Origin of the sequence: Luteibacter sp. 22Crub2.1 (assembly GCF_900167995.1) — a bacterium.
In the GTDB taxonomy this organism is placed as follows: Bacteria; Pseudomonadota; Gammaproteobacteria; order Xanthomonadales; family Rhodanobacteraceae; genus Luteibacter; species Luteibacter mycovicinus.
Window position 1 is genome coordinate 67,039 of record NZ_FUYT01000005.1, and the last position, 21,830, is coordinate 88,868.

Sequence of the window (21,830 nt, forward strand, 5' to 3'; positions counted from 1 at the left end):
CCCATCGATGATATCACAACCGGAGCCGAAAAGACAGCGAAAAACGGCGTAAAAACAATGACTTACGCAAGTGTTTTCGGGGCGCGGAAAAGCAGGGTCCTGGCGAACAGATAATTCGCCGTCGCCCCTGCCGCGGAGCCGAACGCGACAGCCACCGCCGGCCAGGGCCGCAGGCCCGGAAACGCCTGCAACACCAGCAGATACACGCCATTGTTGATCACCGCGCCGACGGCCATCAAAGCCATCCAGTGCAGCCATTCCGCGCGTGCGCCGCGACCGGAATCGCGATGCGCGAAGGTGTGCCGGCTGTTCCACCACCAGGTGAACGTCGCGGCGGACAGGAACGACACCACGCGCGCCGTGTAGACGTTCCAGCCGACGAAGCCGACCAGAGCCTGCGCCATGCCCGCGTCGACGCAGAGACCGAGCACACCGCCCGCCGCGAACAGAGCGACTTCGCGGCGGATGTGCTTCACGGAAACAGGATCCGCATTTGCTCTTCGTCGGGCCTCAGGATCACGCCGCGCTCGGTGACGATCGCGTCGATCAGCTCGGCGGGCGTCACGTCGAACACGGGGTTCCAGGCGTCCGCACCTTCAATGACGGTGCGCGTGCCGGACATCGACAGGAGCTCGGCCGCATCGCGCAGTTCGATCTCGATATCGTCGCCGTTGGCCGTCGCCATGTCGACTGTCGTCGACGGTGCCACCACCATGAACTTGACGCCATGATGCCGCGCCGCGATGGCCAGCTGGTAGGTACCGATCTTGTTGGCCGTGTCGCCGTTGGCCGCGATGCGGTCGGCGCCGACGATCACCCACTTCACCTCGCCGTCCTTCATCAGGTGCGACGCGGCGGAGTCGGCGATCAGACGTGCGGGGATGCCGTCCCGAACGAGTTCCCACATGGTCAGGCGGGCACCCTGCTGCCACGGCCGCGTTTCACCGGCGTAGACCTGCTCGATATGGCCGGAAGCGACGCCGGCGCGAATGACGCCGAGCGCCGTGCCGTAGCCGGCCGTCGCGAGAGAACCCGTGTTGCAGTGCGTGAGTACATGCGACCCGGGCTCGATCAGCGCGGCGCCGAGTTCGCCCATGTGACGATTGGCGGCGAGATCCTCGTCCTGAATGGCTTGCGCCTCGCGTTCGAGTGCGTCCGTATCGGCCCCATCGAGGATGCACCGGTTCATGCGATCCAGCGCCCACATCAGGTTCACCGCCGTGGGCCGCGCGGCGCGCAGAATCGCGATGGCCGCGGGCAGGTCTTCGCCGGCCTTCGCCGCCAGTACCACGCCCCAGGCGGCCGCGATGCCGATGGCCGGCGCACCGCGCACGGCGAGGTCGCGAATGGCCGTGGTCACCTGATCGGACGTCGTGCTGTCGAACCAGATTTCCTCGGCGGGGAGGCGGCGCTGATCGAGCAGGCGCAGACGGTCGCCGTGCCACTGCACGGCGCGAATGGAGTCATGGGAGGCGGTCGTATTCATCGCAGCATTATCGCATTCCCACCGGCCGGACGGAGCCAGCGCGGAAAACCCTGCGCGGTCGCCACCCAAGCCGTGCGCCGACCGGAAGGACTCAGCGATCCGCCAGCCACTCATGAATGGCCGGGGGCACCAGCTTCTGCGCGCGGCCCGACACGTAGATACCGATGTGACCGCCCTGGAAGGCCAGCGCCGTGTAATCGGTGCTTCCGATCGCGTCCCCGAGCGGTTTCGATGCGGCAGGCGGCACGAGGTGATCCTGCTCGGCGTAGATGTTCAGCACGGGCTGAGTGATGTTTTTCAGGTCGATGCGGTGGCGCCCGACCTTCGCCTCGCCCTTGATCAGAAGGTTCTTCTGGAAGAAGTCGCGCGCGAACTCGCGGAAGGCCTCGCCCGCCTGATCCGGCGAATCGAAGATCCACTTTTCCATGCGCAGAAAATTTTCGACTTCCCTGGGATTGTCGAGGACGTCGACCAGGCCCACGTATTTCTGCTGATTGAGCCGCACCGGTTTCAGCGTCAGGTAGGCGAAGTTCATCAGGTCGGCGGGGATGTTGCCCATCGTGTCGACGAAGAGGTCGATGTCGACGTTACGCGCCCAGTGCGACAGCATGTTGTCCGGCGTATGGAAGTCCACCGGCGTGACCATGGTGACGAGGTTGCGGACCTTTTCCGGATGCAGCGCGGCGTAGCAAAGAGAGAACACCCCGCCCTGGCAGATGCCGAGCAGGTTCAGCGATTCGTCGCCATGGCGGTCGCGAACCGCGTCCACGCAGCGATCGAGGTAGCCGTCGATATAGTCCTCGAGGGTGAGCCAGCGATCGGCGCCGTCGGGGTAACCCCAGTCGATGAGGTAGACGTCTTCTCCCTGATCGAGCAGGTTGCGCACCATCGAGCGGTCTTCCTGCAGGTCGACCATCCACGGCGTGTTGACCAGCGCATAGCAGATCAGCAGCGGCGTTTTCGCGGTGGGCTTCTTCTCACCCCTGAAGTGCCAGACGGTGAGCTTGTCTTCGGTATAGACGGCTTCGCGCGGCGTCGTACCCAGTTCGATGGGGCCGACATGTCTGAGCGTTTCCATGCCGGCTTCGAGCTTGCGGCGGAACGCGTCGACCTCGGCCTGTGCGCGGGCGGGATCGAACGAGAACGGGTTATCGGTCATCGGCTGCCGCCCCGGGAGGTGGCTTTGCTGGCCGTGACTTTTTTAGCGGCGGCTTTTTTAGCTGCGACTTTCCTGGGTGCGGTCTTTGAGGGCGCCGTCTCCACGGGTGCGGATGTCCTGGGCTCGGCCTTCTTCGGCTCACCACCGCGCAGCGATGCAATCTCCGCCTTCAGCGCCTCGACTTCAGCCGCCACGCCCTGCAACTGACGCAGTTCACGACGCACCGCCTGCAGCCGCTCGCCGAGACGATCGACTTCAGTTCGCGTCGGCATGCCCGTCTGTACCGCAAAGCGCTCGACCTGCTTCTGTTGCAGCAGCCTGAGGCGCATCTGCGCATTCACCAGGGACGCATAGACGTCCTTGAATTCTTCCGACAGCGCAGCCTCACCGTAACTTTCCTCGGCGAGGTTCACCCAGCGGTCGTATACCGAGCGCATGGAGTCCGCGTCCGTCGGCGGCGCCTGCTCGCGGAGCGCCGCGCCGGCGCGATCCTGCACACCCTGCAACAGCGTCTGATAGCGCTGGTAATGTTCCGCGTAGTCGATCCAGGCGCGCAGCAAGGCCTGCTGTTCTTCCTGCTGTTCACGCGTCAGGCCGAAGGCGGGCATCGACAGCGTTTCACGCGCGACGCGCGCCCAGTCATCGAAGTTCTGCGTACCGGGCTGGGCGGAAGCCCCGGGAGGCGCGCCATAGCCGAACGGTCCCGCTCCGGCGGCGCCTGCGGCGAACGGCGGCATGCCCGGACCGCCTGCGCCGTAAGGCATGGGACCCGGTCCCGTGGCGCCGAAGGGCGGCATGCCGCCCATGGGAAACGGCGGCGCACCGGCGGGCTCGCCCAACGTGAACGAACGCATCCAGTCACCGTAGCCGCCCAGACCGCCAAACATGCGGCTCATGATGTCGGCAGGAGGCACTCCGGGAGCGGTATCGCCCTTGGGATCGAACTGACGGGACCACGCCTCTAGGCCGTCGCGCACGAGGGCCTGGTACTGGTCAATGAAATCGTGGGGTTTATCGGCCATGGGTCTATGTTACGGCACCCGTCGGGCCGCTGCGCCCCGGATCAGGGGGCGATCGTGAACACCGCCTCCTGTTCGGCCCGCGAGCTGCCACCGACCCATACCGTGTACCGGGTCGCCTCGACCACCTGCCTGCTTCTCGCATTCCAGAAGGACAGCTCCGGGAAGCCGAGCTGGAAGGACACCCGCTTCGACTCCCCCGGCTGCAGGGGCACCCGTTGGAAGCCCTGCAGCCCGCGCACCGGCTGGGAAACACTGGCGCCGACGTTGCGCACGTAGAGCTGCGCCACCTCCGTCGCAGCACGACGACCCGTGTTCGTCACCGTGGCGGTCACGGTGACGAGGTTTCGCGCATCGGACCGATTCGCCTCCGCCAACGGCACGGAGGCGCGCGAGACACGGACGTCCGAATAACTGAACGTCGTGTACGACAGGCCGTGACCGAACGGATAGAGCGCATCGTTGGGTGCGTCGATATAACGCGATACGTAGGTCGTGTCGTGCGAGGGTGGCTGATGCGTATCGATATCGCCTGCGGGGCGCCCGGTCGGCAGTGCGTTGTAATACAGCGGCTCCTGCCCTTCCGTGTACGGGAAACTCATGGTCAGCTTGCCGCTCGGTACCACATCGCCGAACAGTACATTGGCCACCGCGTTACCCGCCTCGGCACCCGGGAACCACACCGCCATGATTGCCGGTACATGCGCGTCTGCCCAGGCAAGTACGAGCGGCCGCCCGGAGAACGCCAGCAGCACGACGGGCTTGCCGGTGGCGACCACCTGCTCGAGCAACTTCTGCTGATTGCCGGGCAGCCCGAGGTGCGCGCGGGCGCCGGCTTCACCACTCATGTCGGCGGCTTCACCGAGTGCCATCACGACCACGTCCGCTTGCGCGGCGGCCTTGAGCGCCTCGGCAAAACCGGCGTCGGAATCGTCGTCGATCCCGGTGCCCTTCGCGTAGATCAGCTGGCCGCCCTGCGCTTTCATCCGGCCGGCGAGCCCCTTGCGTACCGTGGTGAAGTCATCGAACGTGCGCGCCCCACCCCACGGGCCCTGCATCTCGCTGACCGCATCCGCCAACGGACCGATCAACGCGACCTTTCGCGAACCGGGACCGAGCGGAAGCAAGGGCGCGGTACCCACGCGGTCGTTCTTCAGCAACACGAACGATTCCTCCGCCGCACGACGCGCCAATGCGTGGTTGGCCGCCACGGGCGCCTTCAGCTCAACGGTGCGTGCATAGGGATGCTCGAAAAGACCCAGCGCGAACTTCACCCGCAGGACGCGACGCACCGCCTCGTCGACCGTCGCCAACGAGAGCCTGCCCTGCTTCAGCAAGACCGGAATCTGGGTGTCGTAGTAATGGCTCATCATGTCCATCTCCACACCCGCCTCGAGCGCCTTGCGCGCCGCGGCAGCCGCATCGGACGCGACGCCGTGGTGAGTCAGTTCCATGATCGCCGTGTAGTCGCTGACGACGAAGCCGTTGAAGCCCCACTCCTTCCGCAGCACGTCGGTCATGAGGTAGGGATCGGCGGTGGCCGGCACGCCGTTCAGCGCGTTGAACGCACTCATCATCGTCGCCGCACCCGCTTCGACCGCCGCGCGATACGGCGGCAGATACACCTGGCGCAGGCGTACGTCGGACATGTCCGTCGTGTTGTATTCACGCCCCGCTTCCGCGGCACCATACGCGGCAAAGTGCTTTACCGAGGCGGCCACGCTATCCGGGCTTGCCAGGTCATCACCCTGATACCCGAGGATGTACGCGCGCGCCATGGCGGAGCCCAGGTAGGCGTCCTCGCCCGCGCCTTCCGCCGAGCGCCCCCATCGCGCGTCGCGCGAGATATCGACCATGGGTGAGAACACCCACTTCACCCCGCCGCCGGTCGCTTCCAGCGCAGCCATCCGCGAAAGGTCCTGCACGAGCCGCGGATCCCATGTCGCCGACAGTGCGAGAGGGATGGGATAGATGGTGCGGTAGCCGTGGATGATGTCCGCGCCGAACAATAACGGGATGCCAAGACGGCTTTTCAGAGCGGCCTCCTGAAAAGGCCGCGTCTTTTCCGCGCCGACCAGATTGAGTACCGATCCCAGCTGGCCCTGGCGGGCCAATGCCATCGTGTCGACCTGCGTACGCGTTTCGGGATTGGGCGCGAAGGCGTCGTTATCGCCGCCGGCCGACGCGCCCTGGGCCGCGTACTGGACCAGCTGACCGATTTTCTCCTGCAACGTCATACGCGCGAGGAGTGCGTCGACCTTGTTCCCGATATCGGGCGAGGCGATCTGCGCATTGGACGGCCTTGCAGCCATGTCCGCAGGCAGCGCCGTGTCGGCCGCGACGGGTGCCGTGGCGGTACCGAGCAACGCGACGCAGAGAGTGAGGCGAACGGTGTAAGGCATGACGGCTCCGGAAACGATAACCGCCCGAGACTGCCAGCGAAACGTTTACATCGCCATGGGCGCGCGTCGCGGACGGACGAATTCAGCGCGCCCCGAAACCCTCGAGAAACAGATCGACCCGATGTGCGGTCCGTGCCTTCACGGACGCATCCTGCTCGACGGCGAGCGAGATGGCCATGATCACGCAGACCAGATCGCCGATGGTCACGTCCGGGCGCATGACACCCGTCTCCTTCGCCCAGAGGAGCAGCCGGCACCCTTCCGCCGTGCTCGCGTGGCATCCCGGCGTTTCGCTTCGCAGCACCGCGCCCAGCGTTGCCGCCAGTCCCCGGTAGTGCGTCGTATGAGCGACGAGTTCGGTGACAAACATCCGGATGGAGGCCATGGGGCCGAGCTCGTCACGCTGACGGCTGGCATCGGCGATCGCCAGAAGACGCTCGTCACTCATGGCCGCGAGAAGGTCTTCCCGGGTGGGGAATCGACGGTAGAGCGTACCGATGCCGACGTTGGCGCGCCTGGCGACCTCCTCCAGCGAAGCATCCGCACCGCGCTCCACGAAGACGGCTTCGGCGGCCTCGAGAATCCGCGCACGGTTACGGGCCGCATCCGCGCGCAGGGGCGCCTCGTCACTGACCATCTTCTTGTTCATCGACGCCCTCGATTGCAAAGCGGATGATGCCTCCATATAGTAAGTGGAGCAATCCTCCACTTATACAAGGATCAGATATGGCAACGCGGTTTGAAAACAAGATCGTCGTCATCACGGGCGGCAGCGAGGGCATCGGTCTCGCCACGGCGCGGCAGTTCGCCGCCGAGGGCGCGAAGGTCTATATCACCGGACGCCGGCAGGACCGTCTCGACGAGGCGGTGGCCACGATCGGCCACGCGGCGGTCGGCGTCCAGGGCGACGTCTCGAACCTGGACGATCTCGACCGGCTGTACGACCGGGTGAAGCGGGACCACGGCACGCTGGACGTCGTTTTCGCGAACGCCGGTGTGGCGGAAGTCGAACCGCGGCCCCTGGGTTCGATCGACGAGGCGGGCTTCGATCACATTTTCGGGCTCAACGTCCGCGGTCTTCTCTTCAGCGTGCAGAAGGCGCTTCCCCTGCTGCAGGACGGCGGCGCGATCGTCCTCAACGGCTCGGTTGCCGGCAGCAAGGGTTTCCCGGGGCAGTCGCTGTACAACGCGAGCAAGGCCGCCGTCCGGTCGTTTGCGCGCAGCTGGACGACAGACCTGAAGGACCGGGGCATCCGGGTGAATGTCGTGTCGCCGAGCGGCACCGAGACGACGCCGATGCGTCGCTATCTCGAGGCACGCCCTGGGGTCGAGGACATCATCAACCAGATGGTGCCGATGGGACGGCTGGGGCTGCCGGATGAGGTCGCACGGGCGGTGCTTTTCCTGGCGTCCGGCGAGAGCAGCTATATCGCCGGCACGGAATTGTTTGTAGATGGTGGGTCGATGGCGGTGTGAGGCTCGGCGTCGCCGCTTTGTTGGCTTTTCGCGCGCGGGGCGCGCTCCTACCATGGCGCCATGCATGTGACAAAAAAAACGGCGCCTTTCGGCGCCGTTTTTTTACACACACGAGGCGATGAATCAGCCCGTGACGTTTTCATCTTCGGTGACGGCCTTCATCGACAGGCGGATACGGCCCTGCTTGTCGACTTCGAGGACCTTGACCTTGACGATGTCGCCTTCCTTGAGCTTGTCGGAAACCTTTTCGACGCGCTCGCTGGAGATCTGCGACACGTGCACCAGACCATCCTTGCCCGGCATGATCGTGACGAATGCACCGAAGTCCATCAGCTTGGCGACCTTGCCTTCATAGATGCGGCCCGGCTCGACGTCGGAGACGATCTGCTCGATGCGCTTGCGGGCAGCTTCGGCTGCTTCGCGGTTCACCGAGGCGATCACGACGTTGCCGTCGTCCGTGATGTCGATCGTGGTACCGGTCTCTTCCGTGATCGAACGGATGGTCGCGCCACCCTTGCCGATCACTTCGCGGATCTTGTCCGGGTGGATCTTGATCGTGAGCAGGCGCGGTGCGAACTCGCTCATTTCCGAGCGGGCTTCGGTGATGCACTTGGCCATTTCGCCGAGGATGTGCAGACGACCGCGCTTGGCCTGGGCCAGCGCCGAACGCATGATCTCTTCGGTGATGCCGTCGACCTTGATGTCCATCTGCAGCGCGGAAACGCCATCGGCGGTACCGGCCACCTTGAAGTCCATGTCACCGAGGTGATCTTCGTCACCGAGGATGTCGGACAGCACGACGAAGTCGTTGCCTTCCTTCACCAGACCCATGGCGATACCGGCGACGGCCGACTTCAGCGGAACGCCCGCGTCCATCATGGCCAGCGACGAACCGCAGACCGATGCCATCGACGAGGAACCGTTCGACTCGGTGATTTCCGAGACGACGCGGATCACGTACGGGAACTCTTCGATCGTCGGCTTGACCGCCTGCACGCCGCGCTTGGCGAGACGGCCGTGGCCGATTTCGCGACGCTTCGGGCTGCCGACGCGACCGGTCTCGCCGACCGAGAACGGAGGGAAGTTGTAATGGAAGAGGAACGTGTCCTTCCACTCGCCTTCCGGCGCGTCGATGAGCTGCGAGTCACGCGTGGTGCCGAGCGTGGCAACGACCAGCGCCTGGGTTTCACCGCGGGTGAACAGCGCCGAACCGTGCGTGCGCGGCAGGACGCCGACGCGCACCGAGATCGGGCGGACGTCGTCGAGCTGGCGACCGTCGATGCGGACCTTGGTGCTGAGCACGCCGTCACGCAGGGTGCGGTACTCGACTTCGCCGAAGGCGTTGCCGATGTCGCCATCGGTCCAGCCATTGGCTTCGGCGTCGGCGGCGATGGATGCCTTCACGTCGCTCTTGAGCGCGCTGATGACGTCACGACGCGCCAGTTTGTCGCGGATCTGGAAGGCTTCGGCGAAACGGTTGCCGACGGCGGCCTTGACCGCGTCGTACAGGGCCGTCTTGGCCGCCGGGGCTTCCCACTTGAACGTCTTGGCGCCGGCTTCGGCGACGAAGGCGTTGATCGTGTCGATCGCCGCCTGCATCTGCTGGTGGCCGAAGACCACCGAGCCGAGCATGACGTCTTCGCTGAGCAGCTTGGCTTCCGACTCGACCATCATCACGGCGCTGGACGTACCGGCCACGACGAGGTCGAGGTCCGAGGTCTTCAGCTGCGTGGCGGTCGGGTTGAGGATGTACTGGCCGTTGGCGTAGCCGACGCGCGCCGCGCCGATCGGACCCTTGAAGGGCACACCGGCGAGCGACATGGCCGCGGAGGCACCGAGCAGCGCCGGGATGTCACCGTCGACTTCCGGGTTCAGCGAGACGACCTGGGCGATGACCTGGATCTCGTTGCGGAACTCTTCCGGGAACAGCGGACGAAGCGGACGATCGATGAGGCGCGAAGTCAGCGTCTCCTTCTCGGTCGGACGGCCTTCGCGCTTGAAGAAGCCACCCGGGATGCGACCCGCGGAGTAGAACTTCTCCATGTAGTCGACCGTGAGGGGGAAGAAGTCCTGGCCTTCGCGCGCCTTGGGCGCCGCGACGACCGTCACCAGGACGACGGTGCCGCCCATGCTGACCATGACCGCACCGGAGGCCTGCCGGGCGATTTCGCCCGTCTCCAGTGTGACTTCGTGAGAACCGTACTGGAATGACTTGGTTACTTTCGCCACTTCGATCTCTCCTCGTCCTGTTCCGGTGAATTAACGGCGCAGGCCGAGGCGTTCGATCAGGGTCTGGTAGCGAGCGAGGTCGTTCGTCTTGAGATAGGCAAGCAGCTTCTTGCGCTGATTGACCATCTTCAGCAGACCGCGACGCGAGTGGTGATCCTGCTTGTGCGCCTGGAAGTGATCCTGGAGCTGGAGGATGTTGGCGGACAGCAGGGCGACCTGGACTTCGGTCGAGCCGGTGTCGTTTTCCTTGCGGCCGTAATCCTTGATGATCTGACCAGTCTGTTCGGGAGTAAGCATGTGTATCGATTCCTTAAAAGCGGATACGAGACTTGCGCAACCTCAACGGATACCGATGAAGTTGCGCAAGCCTCGCTTTTGAATGAAAGCTGTTAAACGAGCACGTAATTGTAACGTCCTGCGCGTAGCGGCAACAAGCCCGGTCAGACGGGCGGCATGTTCAGGCCCCGCACGATCCTCAGGATGCCGTCTTCGCCGGCTTCCCCGAGCGCCATCAGGCGCCCGTCGGCACCCCAGACACCGCAGCGACCGGGTAAAACGCCCTGCCCCAGCGGCACCGGCTGGCCGAAACCGAGGACACGGGTCTGTTCCGGGTCGAGTTCCACCCGGGGAATATGACTGAGTCCGGCGTCGACCGGCAAAATACAGGCTTCGAGTGGATCCGGCCCGGTTTCGGCGGCGATGCGAAGTTCGTCCAGCGTCACCATCACCGGCGCCATGAACGGCTCGACCCAGAGCCGGCGCAAGCCCGTGAGGTGGGCGCCGCAACCGAGGTTCGCACCGAGATCCACCGCAAGGCTGCGCACGTACGTCCCCGAGCCACACTCGACCATCAGGCGCACGGTGTCGCCCTCGCGACCGATCACCTCGAGCCGGTACACGTCGACCTCGCGCGCCGGCACGTCGACGTCCTCACCGCGACGGGCACGGACATACAGCGGCACGCCGTCCTGCTTGATCGCCGAATACGCGGGAGGGATCTGCACGATGTGCCCGCGCAGGGGCGCCAGCGCGGCTTCGATGACCGCATCGTCCAGCGAGGGCACCGGGCGTATCTCCACCACCTCGCCCTCGAGATCGGCGGTGGTCGTGGTCACACCCAGGCGAACCTCAGCCTCGTAGGCCTTACGCGAGCCGAGCAACCAGCCGGCGAGCTTGGTCGCCTCGCCGAAGCACAGTGGCAACAGGCCCGTGGCGAGCGGATCGAGGCTGCCGGTATGGCCACCCTTGGCGGCGCCCACGAGCCGGCGCGCCGTCTGCAGCGCCTGGTTGGAACTCAGGCCGAGCGGCTTGTCGAGCAGAAGGATGCCGTGCAGGTCACGGAAGGTTCGGCGATTCATCACACACGCTTACCCGCGCGCCAGGCGCGCGGTCATCAAGTTTCGTCGGACGGATCGGCCGGCGGAACGGGGTTTTCGCGCAGCAGGCGCTCGATGCGCTCGCCGGTATCGACGGATTCGTCGTACTTGAAACGCAGCTGCGGCACGCGACGCAGGATCATCGACTTCGACAGCGAATGACGGAACTCGGGGGCGAGCTCCTTCAGCGCCTTGACCACCACCGCCGACTGGTCGGGCATCAGCGCCGTCACCCACACGGTGGCCCAGTCGAGGTCACGGGTTACTTCCACATCCGACACGCTGACCGAAGGCAGCGCGTGGTCGCGCACGGCGGCGTGGACCAGTTCACCGATTTCACGGCGAAGCTGGGCGGACACGCGGTCGGTACGCTTGAAATCACGGGACGGCATATCCGCCTCCAGCCTGAATAAGGTGCACTAACGAAAAAGCCTCCCCGGCGTATGCCGGGGAGGCGCATTGCATGCCGTTACAGCGTGCGCGGCACTTCGATACGCTCGAAGCACTCGATCTGGTCGCCGACCTTGACGTCGTTGTACTGCTTGACCGCGATACCGCATTCCATGCCGTTACGGACCTCGTCGACGAGTTCCTTGAAGCGGCGCAGCGACTCGAGTTCGCCCTGGAACACCACCACGTTGTCACGCAGCACGCGGATCGGCTTGGAGCGCTTCACCAGGCCCTCGACGATCATGCAGCCCGCGACCGCGCCGAACTTCGACGAACGGAACACGTCGCGGACCTGCGCGATACCGATGATCTCTTCGCGAATCTCGACACCGAGCAGACCCGACGCCGCCTGCTTCACCTGATCGATGACGTCGTAGATGATCGAGAAGTAACGGACATCGAGACCGTTGGTATCGATCACCTTGCGTGCCGACGCATCCGCACGGACGTTGAAGCCGATGATCAGCGCCTTCGACGCCGCCGCCAGCGTGGCTTCCGACTCGGTGATGCCACCCACGCCGGACGAGATCACGTTCACCTTGACCAGCTCGTTGCCGATCTGGGTGAGCGAATCGCGCAGTGCCTCGACCGAACCCTGCACATCCGCCTTGACGAGGATGTTGAGGGTCTGCTGGCCCTGACCCTGACCCATCTGGGCCATGATGTCTTCCAGACGGTTGGATTTGCTGACCAGGCGCGTCTCGCGACGCTTGAGCAGACGCTCGGCCGCCACTTCGCGCGCCAGACGCTCGTCCTTCACGGCGACGAAATCGTCACCCGACTCGGGCACGCCCGACAGACCCAGCACCTGGACCGGAATCGACGGACCGGCTTCATTGACCTGCTTGCCGGTTTCGTCGACGAGCGCACGCATGCGGCCGTATTCGACACCGCAGACGACGAAGTCGCCCTTCTTCAGCGTGCCCTGCTGCACCAGCACCGTCGCCACCGGACCGCGACCGCGGTCGAGGCTGGATTCGATCACGACACCCGAAGCGCGGCCATCGGCCACTGCCTTGAGCTCCATGATTTCAGCCTGGATCGAGATGGCGTCGAGCAGCGCGTCCACGCCGTCGCCCGTCTTCGCCGAAAGCGGCACGAACGGGGTATCGCCACCCCACTCTTCAGGGATGACTTCGAGAAGGCCGAGGCCCTGCTTGACGTTGTCCGGGTTGGCGCCGGACTTGTCCATCTTGTTGACCGCGACGATCAGCGGCACCTTGGCGGCGCGCGCGTGCTTCACGGCTTCCTGCGTCTGCGGCATGACACCGTCGTCGGCGGCGACCACGAGCACCACGATATCCGTCGACTGCGCGCCGCGGGCACGCATGGACGTAAACGCCGCATGGCCCGGGGTGTCGAGGAAGGTGATGACGCCACGGCTGGTTTCGACGTGGTAAGCGCCGATGTGCTGCGTAATGCCACCCGCTTCGCCGGAGGCGACCTTGGTACGACGGATGTAGTCGAGCAGCGAGGTCTTGCCGTGGTCGACGTGACCCATGATCGTGACGACCGGCGGACGCGTGACCTTGTCGCCCTCGAGCTCCGCATTCTGCGTGTGCGTCGCGAGCGCGGCTTCGGCGTCGTTCTCGGTGGCGCGAACCGGGTTGTGACCCAGTTCTTCGACCACGAGCGCGGCGGTGTCATGGTCGATCGTCTGATTGATCGTGGCCATGACGCCCATCTTGAACAGCGCCTTCACCACCTCGGCGCCCTTGACGGCCATCTTCTGGGCCAGCTCGGTCACGAGGTTGTTGTCGCCGATCACGACGTCACGGACCACGGCGGCGGTCGGACGGGTGAAGCCGTGCGGACCGCCCGACGAGGCGGCGCCACGCGACGCCGTCATGCGGCCACGGTCCTTGCCACCGCCACGACGGTTGTTGCTGGACGAGCGGCGTGCGCGGTCGGCATCGGAAAGATGCATTTCGCCACCGGCGAAGCGCTTGCCACCGGCTTCACGATCGTTACGACCGCCACCGCCGGGAGCACCACCACCACCACCGTGCTTCGGACGCGCGTTGCCGCGCGTATCGTTGGCGGCAGCCACGGCACCGGGCGCCGGACGCGGAGCGGCCGGACGTGCGGCGGCGGGAGCCGCCGCGACAGGTGCCGGAGCCGGCGCCGGCGCGGGCGCCGGCGGCGGGACAGGCTTGGACACCACGCGCTCGCGCTTGCGCGGCTCGTGAATGCGCGGAAGGATCATGCCGAGCGAACGCGTATCGAGCTTGGCGGTCTGGTGCGTCGGCAGGCCATCGTCGCCCAGCGGCGCGGTGGACACCGGGGCCTCAGGGGTCGCTTCCGGCGCGGCCGCAGGCGCGGCGGCCGGCGTCACGGCGGCTTCAGCGCTGGCGGCCGCGGCACGTGCCGCTTCGGCGCGTGCATGCTGCTCGGCAGCTTCTTCAGCCTGACGGCGTGCTTCGGCGGCGGCTTCTTCCTGACGGCGTGCTTCGGCCTCGGCTTCGCGACGGGCCGCTTCGGCCTGATCGCGACGCTCGGCTTCTTCACGGCGCTCCGATTCCTCGTGCTCGCGCTGAGCCTGCGATTCGGCCAGCTTGCGCACGGCGTCCTCGCGCTCCGGCTCGTGCGACGCATCCTCGGCGATGGCGCTGCGCTTGACGTACGTACGCTTGGCACGGACCTCGACGTTGACCGTCTTGGCCGGACCGGCACCACGACCGGAACCGGACGCCACCTTCAGCTCGCCGACCGTGCGGCGCTTCAGGGTGATCTGTCGCGGCGCGGAGGCGTCCCCTTCGGGAGCGGCCTCGTTCTTGCCGTGGGTGCGACGCAGGAAACCCAGCAGCTTCACCTTTTCGGTGCTGCTGATGACCTGCTCCGCATCGGAGAAATTCATGCCGGCTTCGCCAAGCTGCCCGAGCAGCTTGTCGACCGGTAGGCCCAGTTGATGGGCGAGTTGTTTGATAGTGACGTCCGACATGGTTCTTTATTCTCCGCCTTTCCCGCGCGTAACCTTACGTGCCGACGATGACCCGTACGGCTGCCTCCATCCCTGGCGGGAGACCTCATGGCCTCCCTCGAGGCGTCCGTCCAGGACGCTTCCGGTCTCGCGCTTAACCACCTTTCTCCAGGCGGGCGATCATCGGAGCGCGCGCAGCCATGATCAGCTGCGATGCGCGGTCCTCCGTCATGCCTTCGATATCGATGAGCTCGTCGACGGCGAGATCGCCGAGGTCGTCGAGCGTCTTGATGCCACGGTCCGCCAGCGCGATAGCGACCGTTTCGTCCATGCCGTCCAGGCCGAGCAGTTCTTCGTCGACCGCGACTTCCTCGACGCCTTCCTCGGCGGCGAGCGCCTCGGTCAGCAGGGCGTCACGGGCACGGGCACGGAGTTCCTCGACGATGTCTTCGTCGAAGCCTTCCACCGCCAGCAGCTCGGCACTCGGCACGTAAGCAATTTCTTCGATCGACGAGAAACCTTCCTGCACCAGGATGCTGGCGATTTCTTCGTCGACTTCGAGCTTGTCCTGGAACAGCGCCAGGGCGGCAGCCTGCTCGGCCTCGCTCTTGGCGGTGACCTGATCCTGTGTCATCACGTTGAGCTGCCAGCCGGTGAGCTTGCTCGCCAGGCGGACGTTCTGACCACCGCGACCGATCGCCTGGGACAGCTTGTCCTCGGCGACGGCGATATCCATGGAGTGCTTTTCCTCGTCCATGATGATCGACTGCACTTCGGCCGGCGCCATCGCATTGATGACGTACTGAGCCTGATTCTCGTGCCACAGGATGATGTCGACGCGCTCACCGTTGAGCTCGTTGGACACGGCCTGGACGCGCGAACCGCGCATGCCGATGCAGGCGCCGATCGGATCGGTGCGGCTGTCGTGGGCGACCACGGCGATCTTGGCGCGGTCGCCCGGATCGCGGGCGCAGCCCTTGATTTCGACGAGGCCCTGACCGACTTCCGGCACCTCGAGCTTGAACAGTTCGATCATGAACTCCGGCGCGCTGCGCGAGACGAACAGCTGCGGACCACGGATTTCCGACTTCACTTCGTACAGGTAACCGCGGACGCGGTCGCCGACGCGGGCCGACTCACGGGGAATCGTCTTGTCGCGCGGAATGAACGCCTCGGCGTTGCTGCCCAGGTCGAGGTAGACGTTGCCGCGCTCGACGCGCTTGACGATACCGGTGACCAGCTCGCCCACGCGATCGACGAAGGCATCGACGACCTGCTGACGCTCGGCTTCGCGAACGCGCTGCACGATCACCTGCTTGGCGGCCTGCGCGGCGATGCGGCCGAACTCGGCGTTTTCGATCTGGTGCTCGATCCAGCCACCGACTTCGGCGACTTCGCCCTCACCGGCTTCGTCTTCGGCGTCCATCAGGCGGATCTGGTAGGAGGGATCCTCCATCTCGCCGTCGTTCTCGATGATCTCCCAGCGACGGAAGGTCTCGTAGTCGCCCGTATTGCGGTCGATTTCGACCCGGATGTCCGGATCTTCCTCGGGGTAGCGCTTTTTCGCGGCCGAAGCCAGCGCCGCTTCCATGGCGTCGAAAATCACTTCGCGCGGCACGCCTTTTTCATTGGCGACCGCGTCGACTACCAGCAAAAGTTCTTTGCTCATTGCCGCTACTCCCGTAAGGATGCCCCGCGGCACCCCATCAATCGTTATTTAGGTTTCTTACCGCCCGGCGTGGGCTTCGGCTGCGGCGCATAGCCGAGTGCCACCCAGTCGGGAACCACGCGGGCGCTTTCGACGTCCGCATGCTCGAATTCGAATCGGCCAGCCTCGCCCTCGACCACAATGTGCTCGCCGTTTACTTCAACGACGTTGCCCTTGAGGCGACGGCGACCGTCGACCGGGGCTTTGAGCAGCACCTTGATCTCCTGACCACTGACACGGGCGAACTGCTCCGCCGTGAAGAGGGGACGATCGATACCGGGAGAGGAGACTTCCAGTACATAGTTGCCGGGGATCGGATCTTCAACGTCCAGATAAGCCGAGAACTCGCGGCTTGCCGCTTCGCAATCCTCGACGGCGACCTCGACGGGGAGCTCCGCGCCCTTGCGACGTTCGCGCTCGGCCTCGAGCACGTCCAGATAGACGCGCAGCGTCATCTGTCCGTCGGACGGACCGAACTCCATACCCAGCACTTCGAGGCCGAGCTCGGCCACGATGTCTGAAAAGCGTTGTGAAAGTGCGTTGGTATCCACGTTACCTGCGGTTTTTCCATTCGCCAGAAACAAAAAAAGGGCGCGAGCGGCCCATTCCATTACGTCGCCGATGTATCCGACACTTTCCTCCAGCGAACGCCGCGATGCCCTGACGGCGCTCACGAAAATGTCGCAGGACGCCTCCGTGCGCCCAACAAAAAAGCCTCACGAGGAGGCTTTCTTGTAAAAAGAAAGTTCCTGAAGCAGCCAGCGACGAAAGGCCGTAACCGATGTCAATGGCGCTTAAGATTCACTGAGTCTATCGTATTTTACCGCCGTCATGCAAGGTCGCGGACCTGAACCGGCGTCCGCCCGAGCCCGTCGGACAGCATGCGGACGGAGCGCTGCCGGCGGGAACGTCACATAGCGCTCCGCGCGTCTGCGCACTCGATTCGTCCGTAAATTCATGCAGTTGCGCACACCAGTCCGTTCGAGGCCGGCCGCGCTGCCGGTTCCGTATCGCACGTCGCGAGACAGCGACAGGCGATCCTTTCCCCCATGCATGAAGAAACACCGTATCCCCGCTTCGCCTCACAGGGCCGCGCGTATGTGTACGTGCTGCCCTGTCGTGACGAAGACCTGCTGAAGGTCGGCTTCTCGCGTGACCCGTTCACGCGCTTCAGCACCCTTCACCGTCGGTTCTTCGACTTTTTCGATCTGGATCGCGGGATGTTGCTTGACGCCGAACGGGTCATCCATGCACGACGTATCGAGCGACGGCTCATCGAGGCCTTCGCCGGGCAGCGCGCCAACGCCCCGCTGGTCGTACCGGTTTCCGCCGCCGGGCATACCGAATGGTATCGCGGCGTGCACGGGGAGGTCGGCACGCTGCTCGAGGGGATCGCCGCAGCGGAGAGTCTTTCGCTGGAGCGGAGTCTGAGCCCGTGGCTGCGCGGCTACCTGGATGCGCGGGCCGATCTTCTGCACGACTGGTCACTGCGCGTCGTCGATACGCTCGACTGGGCAACGCACAACGCGCCCGGGGACCCGGGAGCGCCGAAACTGCGCCGCGCACTGCTGGATACGCTGGACATGTTCTCCGCCGCGGGACTGACGATCGAAGCGCTCGTACCCGATCGCGTGCTGGAGTGGTACGCCAACGGCGAGCATCGCCGCCTGTTCGGTTAACGGCGCATCAAGAGGCCAGATCGCGCGACCGGCTCGGCGGCAACGCGTTCCACCGCCCCCACGCCCGACGCAGCTGCCTTGCCGACCCGAAACCCGAACGCTCGGCGACCGCCTCCATGTCCAGCTGCGAACCTGACAGCAATTCGCTGGCCAGAGCCACCCGCATGCGGTTTACGTAGTCGGTGACGCTCATCCCCGCATGCTCGTTGAACAACCGGGACAGGTGTCGCGGACTGATAGCCGCTTCGCGCGCCAGCGCCGTCACCGTCCACTCGCGGGCGGGATCGCCGGCCACGGCGTCCTGTGCGCGATGGATGGAGGGATGCATGTGGTTGCGCCCCTCGAGCCACGGTGACAGTTGTGGATCGTCGCCTGCGCGCCGCAGATAAACGACGAGAAAGCGCGCCACGGCGACCGCGACGGCCGCGCCAGCGAGGCCGGCAACGACGTGCAGCATCAGGTCGATTCCAGCGGTGATACCGGCACTGGTGAGGCGCTCGCCATCCACGACATAAAGGCGGTTTTCGCGGACGTGAGCGGAAGGTGCCTCACGCGCCAGTTGATCGGTGCAACCGTGGTGGGTCGTACATGCATGCCCGTCGAGCAAGCCGGCCCGTGCCGCGAGGATCGCACCGGAACAGATCGTCGCCACACGGATGCCGGGACGCACCGAGCGGCGAAGCCAGCCGACGATGGCCTGCTCGTGCGCGGCATGCTGCGCGTCGCTGGTCACCGGCTCTCCAAGCGGCAGGTCCGCGTGGCCCGGCACCACGACCAGCGTATCGTCGGGCAGTCTTGCCGGCATGGGCCGGATGCCCGATATCGTCATACCCACCGAGCTCCCAAGCGTCCGTGCAGGCCCGATGTAGACCACATCGAAATGTACCGCCTCCTGCTCGAGGTTGGCCTTGCGCAACACCTCGATGGGCCCGGCCACGTCCAGCAGCAGCACCCGCGGCGGCACGACCACATAGACGGGGATCCGGCGAGGTGTCGTTTGCATCATGCAGCCCTGAGTGCCTGCGTCTCGAGCGCGGCATCCACCGTCACGATGCGGGCGAAGCGGTCCGCGAGAACCAGCTCCGTCCGCGCGCGGATCTCAGCCGCGCTCCACTCGCGACCCGTGACATCCACCATCGGGAACGTGAGCGTCGCCTCGCCGACGAAGTCGACGGCGTAGCCAAGGTCCGAAGCGTGGCGGGTCGTCGTCTCACAGCACTGTTCGGTGCGGATGCCCGAGACGATCAGACGACGGACAGCGTTCGTGGTCAGCCATACGTCGAGGCCGGACCCGACCAGCGCGCTGTGGCGCCGCTTACGAAAGACGGCATCGGCATCGATCCGCAACGGCTTCAACGGCGTAACCAGCCCGGATGCCTCGCTGAACGGACCGGTATCCTCGACATGGAACACCTGGACCACGCGGATGCCAGCACGCTTCGCGCCATCGATGAGAGCCTGCTGACGCTCGATATACCCGTCGACGTCGTCTGTCCGCCAGTAGGGGCGGGAACGGAACGACTCCTGGGCATCGATGACGATCAGCGCGGTTTCGGAAGCGGACATGGCGGAGCTCCTCTCGTGGGAATGAGGACAGTTTCCGCGCATGAACGCAAGCGCGCGAGTCACGACCCGGACCGCTAGCGGACAAATCACGCCACGAAGGCGGCATCCTGGTAATCGATCTCTACATGGCCGATCCACCGCGCGGCGCGCCGGGTCAGCCGGTCGGCCTCCCCCTCACCGTCGAAGCTCACCGTCTCCGTGGTGAGTCGACTGCGCTCGAAGTCATCGAAGGTATTGACGTTCACTACGGCGTAGCGCGCGCCGTCGATATCGCTGGTGGCCACCGGCACGGCCCCGCATCGCGTACACACATGAAACGCCGCGGTCCCGGTTCCGAACGCATACGACGACGTCCTGTCCGCATCGGCGATCCTGATCCTGAGCCTTGCATCGGAATGCGCAGTCCATACACCACCGTGCTTCACGCAGAACGAGCAGGTGCAGGCACGCGCGGGCACGGAAGCGCCCTCGCCGGGCCAGTCCAGTTCAAATGCGATGTTTTCGCAGTGACAACTACCCTGAATGAGCATCGAGTCGATTCCTGATTACGTGCCGCCGCCGAGAGGCACCCGTGAGTGCATTTGCCAGCCCTCGTCGCTGCGCGTCATGACATGGACATCGGCGCAGTGACACACCACGCCATGCGCCGATCCAAGCCGGTCTTCGAGCGTCGCCACCACCGCATCACGATCGCCAAGGATGTTTCGCGCCACCGAAAGATGCGGCACGAAGCGCTCGAAGACGCGCCCTGCGGTCGGACGGTCGGGGAATGCGGACTCGAGCGCGGCGGCTAGCGAGACGATGGCCTCGGCAGATCGGGGGGCCAGCCAGACAGTAGAGGGAAACGTACCCACCTCGTCGAGCACGAACGAAACGGGCGCATGCTGCCTCGCGACATTGCGCAACCGCTCCGCGACATCGTCGTCGATCGCCTCGCTATCGAGAAAGGGATAGACCAGCGTAATGTGCGCACCGAGCCCCAGCCGGGCGGCGGGGTCCAGTCGTGCACGAAGGTCACCAACGAGCGGCTCGGCATCGGGCACCAACAGGGCGAGCAGGGTTCGACTCATGCCGGCTACGTTATCACCGCTCACCAGTCCCGCGACAGCGCTAGCGCGACGGCCAATACCACGCCGGCTCATCGAGCATCCCCTGCCCCACGATGCGTGTCTCACTCAATGTTTTTTCCAGGCGCAACGAGTGGCAGTCCGGCGATTCCTCCAGCGCCGCAATAAGCCGCGACGCATGCGAGACGACCCACACCTGACAAGTCGTCGATGCTTTCAGGATCAGTCGCCCCAGGGCGGGGAGAAGATCCGGATGGAGACTGGTCTCTGGCTCATTCAACACCATGAGCGGCGGCGGCCGCGGCGTGTGGAGCGCGGCGATCCATAGGAGGTAACGCAGGGTGCCGTCCGATAGCTCGGCGGAGGACAGGGGACGCAACAAGCCCGGCTGCTGGAAGGTAAGCAACAAGCGGTCGCCTTCTTGCCCTACCCTCACCACTGCGCCGGGAAACGCGTCATCGACGGATGCCTCCAGCGAGGCCACATCGCCGATCTCCCGAATCGTTTGCCAAGCTGCGGCAAGGTCGCGCCCATCGTGACTCAGCACGGGCGTGCGCGTTCCCAGCTGCGGCCATCGGGCGGGCGCGTCGGCGTCGGAACGGAAATGATCGTAGAAGCGCCAGCCGCGTATCGACTCACGCAAGGCCATGACCTCGGGTGCACGTTCGGGATCGGCCAGCTGGGTAAAGACGCTTTCGAACTGGCTGAGATGTTGAGCGGCGACGTGCCACTGACGACCGTCGCGAAGTTTGGCCATCGGACCGCGGCGATCCATCAACAAACTGGCGGCGCGCAGGAAGGGGCCGCTCCATATCGCTTCGGATTTGATTTCGGGATCCCGGCCAAACATCGACAGGCTCGGTTCGGGCAGGCCGAGATCGATCGCATAACCGAACGATTCACCGGCAAAGCCGAGCTTGAGTGACACCGGTTCGGTGCGAGGTCCACCTTGCACGGGCACATCACCGCTGAGCATGCCGCGCGAAAACTTCTCCGGACCCGCCCACAGCGTCGAAGACAGACCGCCCTCACGCGCCAGCGCGGGAACGACGCCGCCTTGCGCGGTCTCGGCCAGCAGGCGCAGCGCACGATAGAGGCTCGACTTGCCGCTGCCGTTGGCACCGGTGACGAGGTTGATCCGGCCCATCGGCAGAACGAAAGATCGCAGGGAGCGGTAGTTCGCTACCGCCAGGGTCGCCAGCATGTCGTCTCGCCTTCAATGGCAGGGAGAGCAGACTGTGTCATAGATGTCTCATTTCGCGCGACTCCCGCCGGGGTGAGGGAATCCTCACC

General features: G+C 65.2%; 20 protein-coding genes. 2 read left to right on the top strand and 18 right to left on the bottom strand.

Translation table 11 applies throughout. The features are described from left to right. Positions 1-62: 62 nt before the first annotated feature. From B5X73_RS06070 to B5X73_RS06095, 6 genes are all read right to left on the bottom strand, one after another. Complete coding sequence (locus B5X73_RS06070; protein ID WP_254857242.1) at positions 63-476, bottom strand: GtrA family protein; 414 nt, start codon at positions 474-476, stop codon at positions 63-65. After that, positions 473-1,486 carry an S-methyl-5-thioribose-1-phosphate isomerase gene (gene mtnA / locus B5X73_RS06075; protein WP_079520968.1) on the bottom strand — a complete coding sequence of 338 codons (1,014 nt, stop codon included), beginning with the start codon at positions 1,484-1,486 and terminating at the stop codon, positions 473-475. Before mtnA ends, B5X73_RS06070 begins: the two co-directional genes overlap by 4 nt. A 91-nt stretch (positions 1,487-1,577) precedes the next feature. Next, positions 1,578-2,645 (bottom strand): class III poly(R)-hydroxyalkanoic acid synthase subunit PhaC, encoded by a 1,068-nt coding sequence (locus tag B5X73_RS06080; protein ID WP_036112288.1) that lies wholly within the window; start codon positions 2,643-2,645, stop codon positions 1,578-1,580. After that, on the bottom strand, positions 2,642-3,667 hold the full coding sequence (locus B5X73_RS21495; RefSeq protein ID WP_079520969.1) for a poly(R)-hydroxyalkanoic acid synthase subunit PhaE: 1,026 nt from the start codon (positions 3,665-3,667) through the stop codon (positions 2,642-2,644). The genes B5X73_RS06080 and B5X73_RS21495 overlap by 4 nt, the downstream gene beginning before the upstream one ends. A 41-nt stretch (positions 3,668-3,708) precedes the next feature. Then, on the bottom strand, positions 3,709-6,066 hold the full coding sequence (locus B5X73_RS06090; RefSeq protein ID WP_079520970.1) for a glycoside hydrolase family 3 N-terminal domain-containing protein: 2,358 nt from the start codon (positions 6,064-6,066) through the stop codon (positions 3,709-3,711). Between the two features lie 82 nt (positions 6,067-6,148). Beyond that, positions 6,149-6,715, bottom strand: a complete 567-nt coding sequence (locus tag B5X73_RS06095) for a TetR/AcrR family transcriptional regulator (protein WP_079520971.1) — start codon at positions 6,713-6,715, stop codon at positions 6,149-6,151. A 77-nt stretch (positions 6,716-6,792) separates the two neighbouring features. On the opposite strand from B5X73_RS06095, the gene B5X73_RS06100 reads away from it, so the two are divergent. Next, the gene (locus B5X73_RS06100) at positions 6,793-7,542 is read left to right on the top strand and encodes an SDR family NAD(P)-dependent oxidoreductase (protein ID WP_079520972.1); all 750 of its coding nucleotides are present in this window, start codon (positions 6,793-6,795) and stop codon (positions 7,540-7,542) included. A gap of 123 nt (positions 7,543-7,665) precedes the next feature. Here B5X73_RS06100 and pnp read toward each other — a convergent pair whose 3' ends face one another. The 7 genes from pnp to rimP all read right to left on the bottom strand — a co-directional run bounded on the left by pnp (position 7,666) and on the right by rimP (position 16,776). Next, entirely contained in the window at positions 7,666-9,771 is a 2,106-nt protein-coding gene (gene pnp, locus B5X73_RS06105) for a polyribonucleotide nucleotidyltransferase (protein ID WP_036112279.1), read from the bottom strand. Positions 9,772-9,801: 30 nt separating this feature from the next. Beyond that, the gene (gene rpsO / locus B5X73_RS06110) at positions 9,802-10,068 is read right to left on the bottom strand and encodes a 30S ribosomal protein S15 (RefSeq protein WP_036112276.1); all 267 of its coding nucleotides are present in this window, start codon (positions 10,066-10,068) and stop codon (positions 9,802-9,804) included. 143 nt (positions 10,069-10,211) lie between these two features. After that, on the bottom strand, positions 10,212-11,129 hold the full coding sequence (truB, locus tag B5X73_RS06115; protein ID WP_079520973.1) for a tRNA pseudouridine(55) synthase TruB: 918 nt from the start codon (positions 11,127-11,129) through the stop codon (positions 10,212-10,214). A 35-nt stretch (positions 11,130-11,164) separates the two neighbouring features. Further along, a complete protein-coding gene (gene rbfA, locus B5X73_RS06120; RefSeq protein ID WP_036112272.1) occupies positions 11,165-11,539 on the bottom strand; it encodes a 30S ribosome-binding factor RbfA in 375 nt (124 codons plus the stop codon). A 77-nt stretch (positions 11,540-11,616) separates the two neighbouring features. Continuing rightward, positions 11,617-14,538, bottom strand: a complete 2,922-nt coding sequence (gene infB, locus B5X73_RS06125) for a translation initiation factor IF-2 (protein WP_079520974.1) — start codon at positions 14,536-14,538, stop codon at positions 11,617-11,619. 133 nt (positions 14,539-14,671) lie between these two features. Continuing rightward, positions 14,672-16,186 (bottom strand): transcription termination factor NusA, encoded by a 1,515-nt coding sequence (nusA, locus tag B5X73_RS06130; RefSeq protein WP_036112267.1) that lies wholly within the window; start codon positions 16,184-16,186, stop codon positions 14,672-14,674. Positions 16,187-16,230: 44 nt separating this feature from the next. Further along, positions 16,231-16,776, bottom strand: a complete 546-nt coding sequence (gene rimP, locus B5X73_RS06135) for a ribosome maturation factor RimP (RefSeq protein WP_036117358.1) — start codon at positions 16,774-16,776, stop codon at positions 16,231-16,233. Between the two features lie 498 nt (positions 16,777-17,274). On the opposite strand from rimP, the gene B5X73_RS06140 reads away from it, so the two are divergent. Continuing rightward, on the top strand, positions 17,275-17,904 hold the full coding sequence (locus B5X73_RS06140; protein ID WP_079520975.1) for a GIY-YIG nuclease family protein: 630 nt from the start codon (positions 17,275-17,277) through the stop codon (positions 17,902-17,904). Positions 17,905-17,911: 7 nt separating this feature from the next. Here the strand turns inward: B5X73_RS06140 and B5X73_RS06145 are convergent, their stop codons facing one another. From B5X73_RS06145 to B5X73_RS06165, 5 genes are all read right to left on the bottom strand, one after another. Then, positions 17,912-18,907 (bottom strand): GlxA family transcriptional regulator, encoded by a 996-nt coding sequence (locus tag B5X73_RS06145; RefSeq protein WP_079521118.1) that lies wholly within the window; start codon positions 18,905-18,907, stop codon positions 17,912-17,914. Then, on the bottom strand, positions 18,907-19,470 hold the full coding sequence (locus B5X73_RS06150; RefSeq protein ID WP_036112262.1) for an isochorismatase family protein: 564 nt from the start codon (positions 19,468-19,470) through the stop codon (positions 18,907-18,909). Before B5X73_RS06150 ends, B5X73_RS06145 begins: the two co-directional genes overlap by 1 nt. Before the next feature lie 86 nt (positions 19,471-19,556). After that, positions 19,557-20,000 carry a GFA family protein gene (locus tag B5X73_RS06155; protein WP_079520976.1) on the bottom strand — a complete coding sequence of 148 codons (444 nt, stop codon included), beginning with the start codon at positions 19,998-20,000 and terminating at the stop codon, positions 19,557-19,559. Between the two features lie 15 nt (positions 20,001-20,015). Continuing rightward, positions 20,016-20,540 (bottom strand): 2'-5' RNA ligase family protein, encoded by a 525-nt coding sequence (locus B5X73_RS06160; RefSeq protein ID WP_176167746.1) that lies wholly within the window; start codon positions 20,538-20,540, stop codon positions 20,016-20,018. 40 nt (positions 20,541-20,580) lie between these two features. After that, positions 20,581-21,741, bottom strand: a complete 1,161-nt coding sequence (locus B5X73_RS06165) for an AAA family ATPase (protein WP_079520978.1) — start codon at positions 21,739-21,741, stop codon at positions 20,581-20,583. Between the last annotated feature and the right edge of the window lie 89 nt (positions 21,742-21,830).